This window comes from Oscillochloris sp. ZM17-4 (genome assembly GCF_019599295.1).
In the GTDB taxonomy this organism is placed as follows: domain Bacteria; phylum Chloroflexota; class Chloroflexia; order Chloroflexales; family Chloroflexaceae; genus Oscillochloris.
Map to the genome: position 1 here is coordinate 1 of NZ_JAIEWN010000041.1, position 14,425 is coordinate 14,425.

Annotated in this window: 6 protein-coding genes and 1 tRNA gene; 2 read left to right on the forward strand and 5 right to left on the reverse strand. The window is 70.3% G+C overall.

The features are described from left to right. Nucleotides 1-301 precede the first annotated feature (301 nt). Together K2Z83_RS22010 and K2Z83_RS22015 are read right to left on the reverse strand one after the other, a co-directional pair. A tRNA-Glu gene (locus tag K2Z83_RS22010) sits at nucleotides 302-378 on the reverse strand. A 49-nt stretch (nucleotides 379-427) separates the two neighbouring features. Continuing rightward, the gene (locus K2Z83_RS22015) at nucleotides 428-1,000 is read right to left on the reverse strand and encodes a hypothetical protein (RefSeq protein WP_220597333.1); all 573 of its coding nucleotides are present in this window, start codon (nucleotides 998-1,000) and stop codon (nucleotides 428-430) included. A 227-nt stretch (nucleotides 1,001-1,227) separates the two neighbouring features. On the opposite strand from K2Z83_RS22015, the gene cysK reads away from it, so the two are divergent. Next, entirely contained in the window at nucleotides 1,228-2,157 is a 930-nt protein-coding gene (cysK, locus tag K2Z83_RS22020) for a cysteine synthase A (protein WP_220597334.1), read from the forward strand. A 272-nt stretch (nucleotides 2,158-2,429) separates the two neighbouring features. Next, on the forward strand, nucleotides 2,430-9,122 hold the full coding sequence (locus K2Z83_RS22025) for a choice-of-anchor Q domain-containing protein (protein WP_220597335.1): 6,693 nt from the start codon (nucleotides 2,430-2,432) through the stop codon (nucleotides 9,120-9,122). 66 nt (nucleotides 9,123-9,188) lie between these two features. On the opposite strand, the gene K2Z83_RS22030 is transcribed toward K2Z83_RS22025, so the two are convergent. The 3 genes from K2Z83_RS22030 to K2Z83_RS22040 form a co-directional block, all read right to left on the reverse strand. Beyond that, nucleotides 9,189-13,037, reverse strand: coding sequence for a tetratricopeptide repeat protein (locus K2Z83_RS22030; protein WP_220597336.1), 3,849 nt, complete (start codon nucleotides 13,035-13,037; stop codon nucleotides 9,189-9,191). 60 nt (nucleotides 13,038-13,097) lie between these two features. Then, complete coding sequence (locus tag K2Z83_RS22035; protein ID WP_220597337.1) at nucleotides 13,098-13,700, reverse strand: phosphohydrolase; 603 nt, start codon at nucleotides 13,698-13,700, stop codon at nucleotides 13,098-13,100. 278 nt (nucleotides 13,701-13,978) lie between these two features. After that, on the reverse strand, nucleotides 13,979-14,398 hold the full coding sequence (locus K2Z83_RS22040; RefSeq protein WP_220597338.1) for a hypothetical protein: 420 nt from the start codon (nucleotides 14,396-14,398) through the stop codon (nucleotides 13,979-13,981). Between the last annotated feature and the right edge of the window lie 27 nt (nucleotides 14,399-14,425).

Sequence of the window (14,425 nt, forward strand, 5' to 3'; positions counted from 1 at the left end):
CTCATCAGCGGGCCGAAGAGGTCTTCGACCTCGTGGCCGTGGAGGCCCGCCGCGCGGGCAGCTACCCGCGTATGGTCACGCAGCTGCGTGCGGCGGGGCGGCTGGTCGAGGCTATCGACCGGCTACTTCAGGAGCCATAACGAATGCCCCAGCAATACATATCTGCCTACGCTGTTCGAGCTAAGCATCTGGTACGACCCAGTGGGATTCGAACGGCTCCAGGCGGTCTCGCTCTGAAGGCTAGCGCGTTCTAACGCGAAGAAACGCCAGGGGATAATTCCCCTGGCGTTTCAAAAATCGATGGTACCCCCAGCGGGATTCGAACCCGCGATCTTCACCTTGAAAGGGTGACGTCCTAGGCCGCTAGACTATGGGGGCGCGCTGGCGTGCATTATAGCAGGGGCGGCGCGAGCTTACAAGCCGGCCCTTACGCCGGCGCATCGCCCTCCGCATCGTCGTAGTAGTCGGCCAGGCCGGCCAGGGCCATCTGGGCCAGGTAGGGCGTCACCTCGTTGCCCAGCGAGGTGCGGAAGGCGCTGTAGTCGATGGCGATCGCCTCGCGCCAGCGGCCCTGCTCGGTGTAGGCCGGCATCAGCCGGCGCAGCTGGGTCGCCAGGAAGCGCCGGGTGTTCGGCACCGCCACGCTGACCACCGCTCGGCGCAGGTAGTCTGAGAAGATGTCTGTCTGGTCGTCCTCCACCACCGGCGGCTCGCCGACCTGGGCGATCATTTTGCTGATCAGCAGCGGGCCGAAGTGCAGCGGCGCGAAGGCCTCGTCGCGGAAGAGCTCGATGCAGAAGGCGTCGATGGCCTGCGCGTCGCGGTGGAGCTCTAGGGCCAGCGCCCGGCGCTCGCGCAGCTGCCGCGCGGCCGTCGCGATCCGCTCCTGCTCGGCCGCGTCCGCCGGCTGCTCCAGCCACGTCCCGGCGCAGCGGGTCAGCAGCACGGCCATCTCACCGCCGCCGGCCAGATCGCTCTTTCGCAGTATTCTGCCCCGCATCGCTCGCTTCTCCTTGCGTTGCTGCCTGGCTCGCGCACCTCTGCAGTGGTGCGCATTCAGGTGGCGCTTGGTGCGCAATCTGCAATCTGCAATCTGCAATCTGCAATGCGCCTAGTATACCGCACCTCGGAAAGTAGACAAAACATCTTAAGAACTTGACTTTAGCCCGGCCCGGCGCTACAATTCCAGCGGGCGGAGAGCAACGTATATGAAAGGAGCGGTGCGCAATGGCGCGGATCTACGACAGCATCACCGACCTGGTCGGCAACACGCCGCTGGTGCGGCTCAATAAGGTGAACGATACGCGGGCCACGGTGCTGGCCAAGCTGGAGTTCTTCAACCCGGCGAGCAGCGTGAAGGACCGCATCGGCCTGGCGATGATCGAGGCCGCCGAGCGCGCGGGCACGATCCGGCCCGGCGAGACCACCCTGGTCGAGCCGACGAGCGGCAACACGGGCATCGGCCTGGCCTTCGTGGCCGCCGCCAAGGGCTACCGTCTCATCCTGACGATGCCCGAGACGATGAGCGTCGAGCGGCGCAAGCTGCTGCGCGGCTACGGCGCCGAGCTGGTGCTCACCCCCGGCACCGAGGGTATGCGCGGCGCGATCTCCCGCGCCGAGGAGATCGTCGCCGACCTGCCGAACGGCTACATGCCGCAGCAGTTTAAGAACCCCGCGAACCCCGAGGTGCATCGCCAGACCACCGCCGAGGAGATCTGGCGCGATACCGATGGCAAGGTGGACGTCCTCGTCGGCGGGGTGGGAACCGGCGGCACGATCACCGGCGTCGGCGAGGTGCTCAAGGCCCGCAAGCCCGGCTTCCAGGTGGTGGCCGTCGAGCCCGAGGCCTCGCCCGTCCTCTCTGGCGGCAAGCCCGGTCCGCATAAGATCCAGGGCATCGGGGCCGGATTCGTGCCCGATGTGCTCAACACCGCGATCATCGATGAGATCCAGCTGGTCAGCAACGACGACGCCTTCGCCATGGCCCGCCGCCTGGCTAAGGAGGAGGGCATCCTGGTCGGCATCAGCAGCGGCGCCGCTGCCACCGCCGCCCTGCGTGTGGCCGCCCGCCCGGAGAACGCCGGCAAGCTGATCGTCTTCATCGTGCCCTCCAACGGCGAGCGCTACCTCTCCACGCCGCTCTACAGCGAGGATTAGGGCCGCGCCTTTACGTTTTCTCAACATAACATTCACCCTTTTGTCATCCCCTTCCCCTGCCCTGATGCTATGATTGCGGTAGAGTAACTATTGCGGCGCAGATCGTGAAGATCTGCGCCGCAATAGCGTTCACCCCACTACTACACCCTTGGGTACTACCGCAATACACACATCGGACGCGCCCACGGCGCGCGGCAGAGGCTGGTGGGGGAGCGCCCTCACCCATGCCTGCCTAGCTCTATACAAGCAGATGGAATGCATGGGGAGGGGCGATGAGCAGCTGGCACATCGGGCGGATCTCACGAGATGGACGCGCGCGGCGGCTTTGGGCGGTGATCGCGCTGCTGGCGCTGGGGGTGATCTGGCTGCCGACCGGCGGCGCACGCGCCGCCGGCCCGATCGCGGTCGGCTGTGTCGGCACGGCCGGGGATGTCGCCGGCCTGATCAGCGCGATCTCCGGCGCGAACGCGGCAGCCGGCGCCGACACGATCGCCCTCGCCGCCGGCTGCACCTACACGCTCGGCGCGGCGCACAATAGCGACGGCGGCCCCAACGGCCTGCCGGTGATCGTCGATACGCTGACGATCCGGGGCAATGGGGCGACGATCGCCCGCAGCGCGACCGCGCCGGCCTTCCGCATCCTCAAGAACAGCGGCGACCTTACCCTCGAAGGCGTGACCCTGGCCGGCGGCCTCTCCTCCGACAGCAACGGCGGCCTCGGCGGCGCGATCTACAACGCCGGCGGCCTCACGCTTAGCGCCAGCACCCTGTCCAATAACCAGGCCATCGGCGGCGACGGCGCGAGCCGCACCAGCGCGTCGAGCGGTGGCGGCGGCGGCGGCGGCGCGGGCCTCGGCGGCGCGATCTATAGCGCGGCCGGGAGCAGCGTCACGATCATCAACAGCACGATCTCGGGCAACCAGGCCGTCGGCGGCAACGGCGGCCACGGCGGCGATAACGGCAGCAGCTTCACCGGCGGCGCCGGCGGCGGCCAGGGCGGCGCGGGCGGCGGCAATAACGGCTCGATCGGCCTGCCCGGCGGCGACGGCAGCTTCGGCGGCGGCGGCGGCGGCGGCGGCGGCAGCAATGGCTCGGCCAGCGACTCCTTCGCCCCCGGCAGCCCGCCGGCGGGCGCGGGCGGCGCGGGCGGGTTCGGCGGCGGCGGCGGCGGCGCGGGCGCGACCCGCTTTGGCGGCAGCGGCAATGTGGGCGGCGCGGCGGGCAGCTTCGGCGGCGCGGGCGGCACCTCCAGCAGCAGCTTCGCGGCCGGCGGCGGCGGCGGCGCGGGCCTCGGCGGCGGCATCTTCGCCGACGGCGCATCGGTCACGATCTCCAGCAGCACGATCTACGCCAACGCCAGCCAGGGCGGCCTCGGCGGCGGCGGCAGCTTCGGCGCGGGCGACGGCGTAAACGGCAGCGCCCTCGGCGGCGGCGTCTTCGCCCGCGGCGGCGCGATCAGCTACCACAGCAGCATCCTGCTCGGCAACGGCGGCTCCGACTGCGCCGCCGATGGCGGCTCGCTCAGCTCCATCGGCTATAACCTGCTGGCCAACGGCGACGGCTGTCCGATCTCTGACTCCGGCGATATCCAGCTGACCGAGCAGAGCCCCGGCATCTTGCCCCTGGCCGATAACGGCGGCCAGACCCGCACCCACGCCCTCGACGCCGGCAGCCCGGCTATCGACGCGGCTGATGCCGCCGGCTGCCCCGACGCCGACCAGCGCGGCGTGGCCCGCCCCCGGGGCACCGCCTGCGATATCGGCGCCTATGAGTACCAGCCGCCGGTGCTCGACTCGGTCTACACGGTCACCACCACCGCCGACAGCGGCGAGGGCTCGCTGCGCCAGGCGATCATCGACTCGAACGCGAACGCCGGCTTCGATACGATCACCTTCTCTCTGCCCGCCGGCCCGCAGACGATCAATCTCAGCTCGCCCCTGCCCACGATCAGCGGCCCGGCGGTGATCGACGGCGCCAGCCAGCCCGGCTACGTTGGCACCTCGCAGATCACGATCGATGGCGCTGCGGCCGGAGCGACCCCCGGCCTGCGCATCACCGCCGGCGGCACGACGGTGCGCGGCCTGACCTTCACCGGCTTCGCCGGCGCCGGCATCGAGCTCGATAGCTCGGACAACCATGTCGAGTCGAATATTATCTACCGCAACGGCGGGGCCGGCGTCGCGCTGCTCAGCGGCAGCGGCAACCGCCTCAGCCAGAACCTCAGCTCTGAGAATGGCGGCCTCGGCATCGATCGCGCATCCGGCGTCAATAACGACCAGCCCGCGCCCGCGATCAGCGCGGCCAGCGAGGGGCCGGGCGACACCGTGATTGTCGGCGCACTCGATACGCAGGCCGAGGCTAGCTACACGATTGACCTCTTCGCCAATGTCTCCTGCGACCCCAGCGGCGGCGGCGAGGGCCAGATCTCCCTCGGCTCGACGACTGTGGATAGCCCGTCCGGCGGCAGCGTCGCCTGGAGCCAGAGCCTGGCCCGCACCGACCTGGCCGGCCTCTGGATCACCGCCGTCGCCACCGATGATGCCGGCAACTCGTCGGCCTTCTCGGACTGTGTCGGGGTGACGTCGAACAACCTGTGGACAGACGCCCTGCCGCTCTCGCTCCAGCCGACGTCGGCCGGTGGGGTTGGCGCGACGGTGAGCCAGGCGATCAGCAGCCCCTCCCAGGAGCGCTGGTATCGCTTCTCGGTCACGCCGGGCAGCCTGGTGCAGATCACCCTGGCCGGCCTGCCGGGCAGCGTGATCACGCTCCACCGCGACCTGCCGACGATCTATGACCAGCTGAGCGCGCCGCCGAGCAGCTCAGGAACCCTGCCGGCGTCGTACCTGCCGGCGTCGTACCTGCCGGCGTCGTACCTGCCGGCATTGTACCTGCCGGCATCGTACCTGCCGGCATCGTACCTGCCGGCATCGTACCTGCCGGCGTCGTATCTGCCGGCGTCGTATCTGCCGGCATCGTACCTGCCGGCGTCGTATCTGCCGGCGTCGTATCTGCCGGCGTCGTATCTGCCGGCGTCGTATCTGCCGGCGTCGTATCTGCCGGCGTCGTATCTGCCGGCCTCCTACCTGCCGGCCTCCTACCTGCCCGAGATCTATGCTGGCGCAGCCATCAAGAGCCTGATCGCAGTCGGGGCCGAGCCGGATGTGTCCATCCAGACGATCGCGCGCAACAGCTGGGATCTCAATGAGAATCTGTACATACGCGTGGTTGGCCCGGCCGACCCGAGCCAGCGCTTCAGCCTGAGCGTCACGGTCCAGGGCGGCGTCTGCGGGGATGTGCAGTCCCCACCCGACGGCACCCCGTCCATCGCGGGTGGCGCGCCCGCGGGCGGCCAGACCAGCCTGATCGTCTGGGACTCGCAGCGCTTTGCCGCGGCGCACCCTGAGAACACTGTGGCCGAGATCAGCGATCTGGCGGGCGCGCTGGCAGATTTTGCCGCCCGCGCCGACATCAGTGGCGCGGTGATCGATCTGGCCGACCACACGACCTACCCGCGTGTGGCCTTCGCCCGCGATCAGCTCGCCGATCATGTCGACTGCAGCGCGGCCGCGAACATGGTGGCGGGCGAGATCAAGGCGGTGATCGACGCCTACCGCAGCCCGCGCCTGCAGTACCTGGTGCTGGTCGGCAGCGACGACAGCGTCCCCTTCTTCCGCTACCCAGACCTGGCCGGGCTGGGCAATGAGCACGAGTACTACCCGCCGGTGGCCGCGAACACCCCCTCGGACACCAGCCTGCGCGATGGCCGGGTGCTCGGCCAGGACGACTACGGCGCGACGCAGACGATCTGGCGCGGCAGCTACGCCTTCCCCATGCCAGGCGCGGCCGTCGGCCGGCTGGTCGGCGGCGCCGGCGACGTGCGCGGCCTGCTTGACGCCTACGACACTGCGAGCGGCGTGGTTACGCCGCGCTCAGCCCTGGTCACCGGCTACGACTTTGTCGCCGACGGCGCGGTCGCGGTGGGCGATGATCTGGCCAGCGGCCTCGGCGTCGCGCCCGACGAGCTGATCCAGCCCGAGGGCGAGGGGCCGGACGGGCCGAACGCATGGACGGCGCGGCAGCTGGGCGACCTGCTGCTCAAGCAGCGCCACGACCTGATCTTCTTCACCGGGCACTTCGACGCCGGCCGCATGCTCGCCGCCGACTACCAGACCAGCCTGCCGGCGAGCGACATCCTCAGCGCGCCGGCCGACTTCACCAACAGCATCCTCTTCGGCCTGGGCTGCCACAGCGGCTACAATGTGCCGTCGCCCGACGCGATCGACGGCTTCTCGCCCCAGCCCGACTGGCCCGAGGCCTACGCCGCACGCGGGGCGACCTACATCGCCGCCACCGGCTACTCCTACGGCGATACCGAGCTGGTCGAGTACGGCGAGCGCTACCTGCTGAACCTGGCCCGCGAGCTGCGCACCGGCACCGGCCCGGTGGCCCTGGGCGATGCGCTCATCCGCGCCAAGCAGGCATACCTCAACCAGAAGACCGCGATCAGCGGCATGGACGAGAAGACGCTGCTGCAGTTCACGCTCTACGGCCTGCCGATGCTCCAGGTGAATATGCCCGGCGCGCGGATCACCTCCGGGGATAGCTCGCTGGTTAGCGACACCGTCGCCGTGGGCGCGGGGACGCCGGGCGCGGCCTTTGGCCTCCAGCTTGGCCGCCAGACCTCCAGCGGCGCGCCGTCGACCGAGATCGGCGTCAGCAGCGCGCTCGTCAGCCGCAGCCTGACCCTGGCCGACCCGGATGGCGGGAGCGTCACCGCGACCTACTACAGCGGCAGCAGCGGCAGTGTGGCCAACCCCGCCGAGGCGATCTTGCCGCTGGAGCTGCGCAATATCGGCGCGAGCGGCCAGATGCTGCGCGGCGTCGGCTTCCGCGGCGGCAGCTACCGCGACCTGCCCAACATCACCCCGCTCACCTCGTCGCCCGCCACCGAGAACTCGCGCGGCTTCGCCTCCTTCTATAGCCAGACCTTCTACCCCGCGCAGCCCTGGAGCGTGAATAGCCTGGGCGCCCTGAGCGGCGACGCCCCGTACCTGTCGGCGATCGTCGGCCAGTATCGCTCGAACGGGGCCGACAGCATCAGCGGCACCATGCGGCTCTTCGACACGATGCGGTTCCGCACCTTCTACCTGCCCGAGAGCTGGACGCAGGGCGCGAGCAGCCGCAGCGCCGGCCTCGCCCCCGCCCCGCGAATCCTAGAGGTGACCAGCAGCCGACTCTCGCCGACCGCCGTGCGGGTGCGGGTCTTTGTGAGCGCCTCGGCGGGCGTGCAGGAGGTCTGGATCACCTACACCGACCTGGCCGCCCCCGGCAGCTGGCAGTCGATCGACCTGGCCGCAGCGCCCGGCGAGCCGGGCTACTGGGAGACGACCGTCAACCTGCCCGACACGGCGGTCTTTATGGCCCAGGCGGTGAGCGCGACCGGCCTGGTGAGCCTCGACAGCAACGGCGGCGCGTTCTACAGCGTCGCCGCGACCCCGCCGGCGCAGCTCACCCCCAGCGCGCTGAGCGCGCCGGGCGCGCCGACGGGCGGCGTGTTTGGCCAGACGGTCAGCTTCACGGCGCGGCTCAGCGCACAGGGCGGGGCGGCTATCGGCGGGCGGCTGCTGCGGCTGCGCATCGGGGGGCAGAGCGCCACGGCCGTCACCGACGACGCGGGCCAGGCGACGCTCAGCATCAGCCTGAGCCAGCCCGCCGGCAGCTACAGCGCGCAGATCAGCGTTGCCGGCGGCGCGGGCTACACCCCGGCGAGCCTGAGCCTGCCCTTCGCCATCCAGAAGGCCGACAGCGCGCTGACGATCGGCCCGGCCGGCCCGCTGACCGCCCCCGCCAGCGCCACCGGGGTCTTCGCGACCCTCACCGACGCAGCCGGCGCGCCGCTGGTCGATCGCTCGGTGATCTTCGTCGCCGTCGACGGCAGCGGCGACAGCTTCGGCCAGACGGCGAAGACCGACCCGGATGGCCAGGCCGCGCTCGGCGCGGTGAGCTGGCCGGCCGGCAGCTACCGCCTGCATGCGTCCTTCGCCAGCAGCGTGTCGATCGCCGGCAAGAGCATCACCCTCAGCGACCCGCTCTACAATGCGTCGGCCAGCGCCGAGCTGAGCCTGACCATCGTGCGCCAGCCCGACACGACAATCGACGACGGGGCGAGCGGGGCGACCGGCGATACGGTGGCCACGTTCAGCTTCAGCGGCAGCGGCGGCGTGGCCCCGCTCAGCTTCGAGTGCGCGCTCGATGGCGCGGCCTTCAGCGCCTGCGCCAGCCCGGTGCGCTACAGCGGGCTCGCCGATGGCGCGCATAGCTTCCAGGTGCGCGCCGTTGATGCGGACGGCCATGCCGACCCGACGCCCGCCACGGCCAGCTGGTCGGTGCAGGTGATCTATCGGGCCATCCAGCTGGGCAAGCAGGTCTGGATTGTGCGCAACATCGCCCTGGCCGGCATGGGCGACTACGACACCTTGCTGAAGAATGGATGGGCGCTGGTGGGCCGCACCAACGGCGCGCGCGACGACGGCGACCTGCGCGGCTTCTCCGTCGAGGGCGGGGTGCCCTACGCCATCGTGCTGAACAAGGCGAAGAAGAAGGACGACCGCTGCATCCTGATCTCGCCGAGGAGCCTGGAGGTGGTGCGGCGGGGCCAGATTCGCCTGATGGACATCGTGCAGGACCCGACGCCCTGCCCGCCGCTGCCGCCGGACACCGAGATCGAGTCCGGGCCGCGGGGCGTCGTCCGCAGCGGCAGCGCCGTCTTCCGCTTCAAGGCTGAAGGTGGCCAGACTCCGATCAGCTTCGCGTGCTCGCTGGACGGCGCGCCCTTCGCGCCGTGCAGCAGCCCGGTTGCCTACCATGACCTGAGCGCCGGGCGGCACACCTTCCAGGTGCGGGCGGTTGACGCAGATGGGCTGGCCGACCCGGAGCCGGCCAGCCGCACCTGGGTGGTGCGGTAGCGCTCACGCGTGAGGGGCGCGGCGCGGGCGTTGCCCGCGCCGCGCCCCTCACCCTGATCGGCGGGCTCAGCCCTGAAGCGCCAGTGCCACCGCCTCCTCAAAGCTCATCACCTGGCCTGTGGCCCACACCGCATCTGCCCTCGCGCCTAGCGTCGTGCGGGCCGGGGTCAGCAGTCGGTCGAGCGCCTGCTGCTCGGCAGCGGGCAGCGGCGTGCCCAGCTCGGCGCGCAGGCTCGCGGCGGCCGAGGCCAGCCTGATCGCCCGCTCGGCGACGCCCTGTGCGGCCGCTAGGCCGGCGTAGTCCTCCAGGCAGTAGGCGATCGCCGTACGGTCGCCCACCTCCACGTTCAGCTCCAGGCTCTCACGCAGCATCGCCGGCAGATCGTCGAGCTTCCCATTGTGCAGCAGCAGGTTCGCCAGCGTGCTGAGCGAGTTTGCAACGCCGCCCTTGTCACCCAGCCCGCGCCGCACAGCGACGCTCTCCTCAAGCAGCGTGCGGGCCTGGCTGATATCGCCGAGGCCACGAGCGGTCATGCCCCAGTTGTTCAAGACGGCGCCCATCGCCCAGCGGTCGCCGAGCTGGCGCAGCATAATCAGGCTCTCGGCGAAGGCCGCCGCCGAGGCGGGGTAGTCCTCGCCAAAGAGCGCCACCACGCCCAGATTATTCAGCAGCCCGGCCACGCCCGGGCGGTCGCCAAGCTCGCGCAGCATCGAAAGGCTCTCCTCGTAGCGCACCTGGGCCAGCAGCAGGTCGCCCTGCTGATTGGCCAGCGTGCCGCCGCCCTTGAGCACATTCGCTCGGGCGGACAGCAGCGCCGGGGTGCGCGCGCCGAGGTCGGCCAGGTCGAGCGCCTGCTGGTAGCACTGCCCGGCCCGCGCGTAGTTGCCCTGTAGGCGGTAGATCTCGCCGATGTCGGCGAGCGTCTGGATCGCGCCGGGCTGGTCGTCGAGCCCGCCGAAGCTGGCCCCCGCCCGCTCCAGCCAGACCAGTGCGTCCTCGTAGCTGCCGCGCTTGCGCAGCAGCCGCCCGATCGCCTGCTGGCATTCGACGCGCATGCGGGCATCATCAGTCGCCTCGGCCAGATCGAGGGCCTGCTGATAGCTGCTCGCCGCGTCGTCCCACTCGCCCACCAGATCGAGCACCTGGCCCAGCCGAAAGAGCACTGGCCCGCGCGCATTCTCAGGGAGCAGACCGAGCAGCCGCTGGTAGTAGTCGATCGCCGTCGCGTTAGCGTAGGCGGCCTGTGCGGCCTCGCCGGCCCGCCGCAGGTAGGTGCGGCGCTTCTCCTCCTCGGTGCTGTGGTCGAAGTGGAAGGCCAGCACGTCGAGGAAGGGCTCCAGGCCGGCCACGTAGGCCTGCTCGATGAACGCGCCCACCTGCCCGTGCAGCCAGGCCCGCGTCTCGAAGGGCAGGCTCTCATAGGCCACGCCGTGGGTCAGGATGTGCTTGAACAGGTAGGACCACTCGGGGTCGGGCTGGTCGACCAGGGTCAGCTCCATGCGGCTCATCGCGTCCAGGTCGGCGCGCACCTGGCTCGGCAGGCCGAGGGATGGGTGGATGCCCCAGAGCCAGGCGGCGCGGAAGGAGCGGCCGATCACGCTGGCCACCTTCAGCGTCGTCTTCTGGTTCTCGCTGAGCTGGTCGATCCGGCTGAGGATCAGGCTGTAGAGGCTGGTGGGCAGGTCGAGCTGCTCCAGCTCGCGGGCGTTGCGCGGGGCGGCCCCCATCGTGTGCAGGTAGTTCAGCAGCTCCTCGATGAAGAAGGGGTTTCCCTGGGCGCGGGCCACCAGCTGGTCGATCACATCGGCCGGCAGGTCGCTGGCCATATCGAGGTGTACCTGCTTGAGCCCGACCAGCTCGGCGGCCTCGGCCTGGCTCAGCTCGGTCAGCTGGATCACCGTGCAGTACGGCAGGGTCGTCACCCGCGGCGGGCGCAGGTAGTCGAGCTCGGGCGGCCGGTAGGCCACCACGATCAGCACCGGCATATCGAAGATCGCCCGCCCCACGATCTCGATCAGGTCGTGGGAGAGTGGGTCGAGCCAGTGCGAGTCCTCGATGACGATCATCAGCGGGCTGGCCTGGCTGCGCACCCGCAGGCAGGCCACTAGCAGGGCCTCAAGCGAGATCTTGCGCAGCCGTGAGTCGAGCGACTGGGTGAGATTATTGTCGGGGATGGGCAGGTTCAGCGGCAGCCCGAGCAGCGGCATGCGCGGGAGCAGGTCGGGGTCGATCGCCCGCAGGGCCGCCTCAAGCTGGCCGACCTGCTCCTCAGCAGGGGCGCTGCGGTCGAGCCCGAAGAAGGCCTGGAGGATGCTCTCCCATGCCAGGTAGCTGTCGCTGGTGCCGTAGCTCTGGGCCTCGCCGCTGTAGACCGCCATCCGGCGGCTGACGCCCATCTGGATGCACTCGACCACCAGGCGCGACTTGCCCAGGCCGGCCTCGGCGGTGATCGCCACGATCCGGCCCTGCCCGCCGATCGCCTCGGTCATCATGCGCGCGATCTGATCCAGCTCGGCCTGGCGGCCAACCATCGGCAGGCTGTACATCGCCGACTGCACGTGGACCTGCTGGCGGCTGACGGCGCCCAGCAGGCGGTAGGCCGTCAGCGGCTCGTCGCGGCCCTTCACCTGGAGGGGCGGCAGCTGCTCCCACGCGAAGGCCGCCGCCGCGCCCTGGCGCGCGCTCTCGTTGACATAGATCTGGCCGGGGCCGGCCGCCTGCATCAGACGGGCGGCCATATTCACCTCCTCGCCGAGCACGCCGTAGGTGAGCCGGTCCGCGCTGCCGTAGGCCCCGGTGCGCAGGCGCCCGTGGCTGATGCCGATCCTGACATCGCTGATGAAGCCCAGCTCGGCGGGCGGGGTGCGCAGCATCAGGGCGGCCTCGGCGCTGCGCGCGGCGTCGTCCTCGTGGGCCAGCGGCGCCCCGAATGCCCCGTAGAAGTAGCTGCCCTTGTCGCCGATCGTCAGCTGGAGCAGCGAGCCCTCGTAGCGCCCGATGATGCCCTGCGCCCAGCGGACGTAGGCGTCCAGCTTCTCGCCGGCCGCGTCGTCGTGGTCGTAGTCGATCCCGCTGAAGCTGACGAAGAGTGCGAAGGCCGGGCGCAGATCGGCGAGGAACTGGCCCTGCCCGGCCTCCAGGCGCGCGTAGATCGGCGGCAGCAGCCAGCCCCGCAGCTGCTCCGCGCCCAGCCCGCCCCACGCGATCTCCGGCCACGGCGCCGGCCCGACGGGCGCGCCCAGCCCGCGCAGCACCGCGAACCGCTGCCCCTCCTCATCCTCGCGCCAGCCGCCGATCTGCGGGGGGGCGCTCAGGGCGCCCGGCACCTCCGCCGAGATGATCACCTCGCCCTTCTGGGCCACGTGCTCGCCGGCGACCATCCGGTCCACCGTGCGCCCGGCCAGGGCGTCGATCATCTGGATCTGCGGGGCGCCGACCAGGAACCGGCGCACCGGCCCGTAGGCCACCGAGACCTTCATCGCCAGCGTCACCACGGTGCCGGCGGGGGTGCGCAGCGCGGCGAAGCTCTCCATCTCGCGCTGCATGTCTAGCGCGCAGGCAGCGGCCCGGTCGGCGGCGCTCGACGCTGCCGCCCCCAGCCCCCAGCTCCTAGCCCCCACCCCCCGCTCCGCAAACCAGCAGGTGATCGCGTCGCCGGCGAACCCGATCACCGACCCGTGGTAGCCGTGGACCTGGGCGACCAGCGCGGTGTAGATCGCGTTGAGCTGGCGCGAGAGCTCCTCGGCCCCGCGCTGCGGGCCGAGCTCGCGGGCCAGGCTGTTGGTCAGCGGGGTGAAGCCGGAGATATCGGCGAACAGCACCGCGCCGACGCTCCGGTCGGGCAGCGAGTCGCCGCTCGCCAGCGCGTGGCAGCGGTCGATCGGGAGGTATGCCGTAAGGCCCTGCGTTGTCATCGCTCGCCTTCTGAGATATGCGCGCAGAGATGAAGCGGTGGCGTGAGCGCGGCGCTCTGTTTACGATTCGGACTGCGCCAGCAGCTGCTCCAGCAGCGCGATATTCTGCTGCTTGCGGGCCTCGCGCAGCCGCCGGGCCGATGCTGTCCAGTAGCGGTGCCCGCGTAGGAAGCCGATCTGGCCGCGCAGCCACGCGGCGTCGCCGGGGTCGGGCTGATAATGTGCGAGCTCAGCGCGCAGGCGCAGGTTGAGCGCCAGAAAGTCGTCGCGGCCAAGCAGATCGAGGTCGCTGTCCGCGAGGAGCTGCTCAGGCAGGCTCCTCGGCGACTGCGGCAGCCGGGTGGCCATGATCATGCCGCCGATCTGGGCGATCTGCGCCGGGCTATAGCCATAGGTCGGCAGCACCGCCGCCGCGATCATCACCCCCGCCTCCTCGTGCCCCTCGCGCCGCTGGAGGAAGCCGAGGTCGTGAAAGTATGCCGCCGTGCGCAAGAGCATCAGAGCCTCGCCGGCAACCCCCTCCAGCGGGGCGAGCCGCTCCATCGCAGGGGCAACATCGTCGCGGGTGTGGGTGAGCGAGTGGTAGCAGAGCGCCGGGTCGAGGTCGTTGGTCAGGCAGCTCAGGGCGTACGTGCGGGCCTGCTCGTAATCGGGCTGACTCATCGGCTCGTACTCCTGCCATGCCGCGCTGAGCCCCCGCACCGCAGCATGCGCTGAGCCGCAATACCGCAAAACTCGCCCTGTGCGGCGTCGCCCGGCGGCTGAAGCCGCGGGCTACGGTCTGCGAAGGCCGCCTGCGCGGCCTCAGGCAGGCCGCGCAGGCGGCCTTCGTTGGACAAGAGCCCGCCCGTGTACGGGCCGGGCACGCGCAGCGTGACAGGGTGACGTTTGTGCTACTGCGCTGAGCCGTATGATCTAAACGATCATCGGGCACCGAATCGCTAGCGCAGACGGTAGGGTGGCTCCTCACTATTATAGATGATCGCCTGCGCTTCTTGGTCGCCGAGGTTGAGCAGCCGCGCGGCGGCCCAGCTCAGCGTGAAGGTCGGGATCGGCTGCGTAAATGGGATCAGCGCCTCGATCACGGCCTTATTGCGCAGCCCGTACAGGCCCATCCGGTCGAGGATGATCCAGCTGATCGGGGCGGAGAAGAAATCTAGGCCGAAGTCGAGGAGATCGAGCAGCACCACGAGCAGGAGCGGCACATAGCGCATGGTGGTGAAGAAGCCGGCGTCGTGCGGCACCTGGAGTCGGCGGATCTGTCGCACCATCAGCACCAGCCCGATCAGGGCGATGGTCAGGGCCGCGCCCATGGCCACGAGCAGCCAGAAGATCACCTGGCCGATTCCACTGTTGAACATCGTGTCACCCCTCTGTAGCCGGCCTGT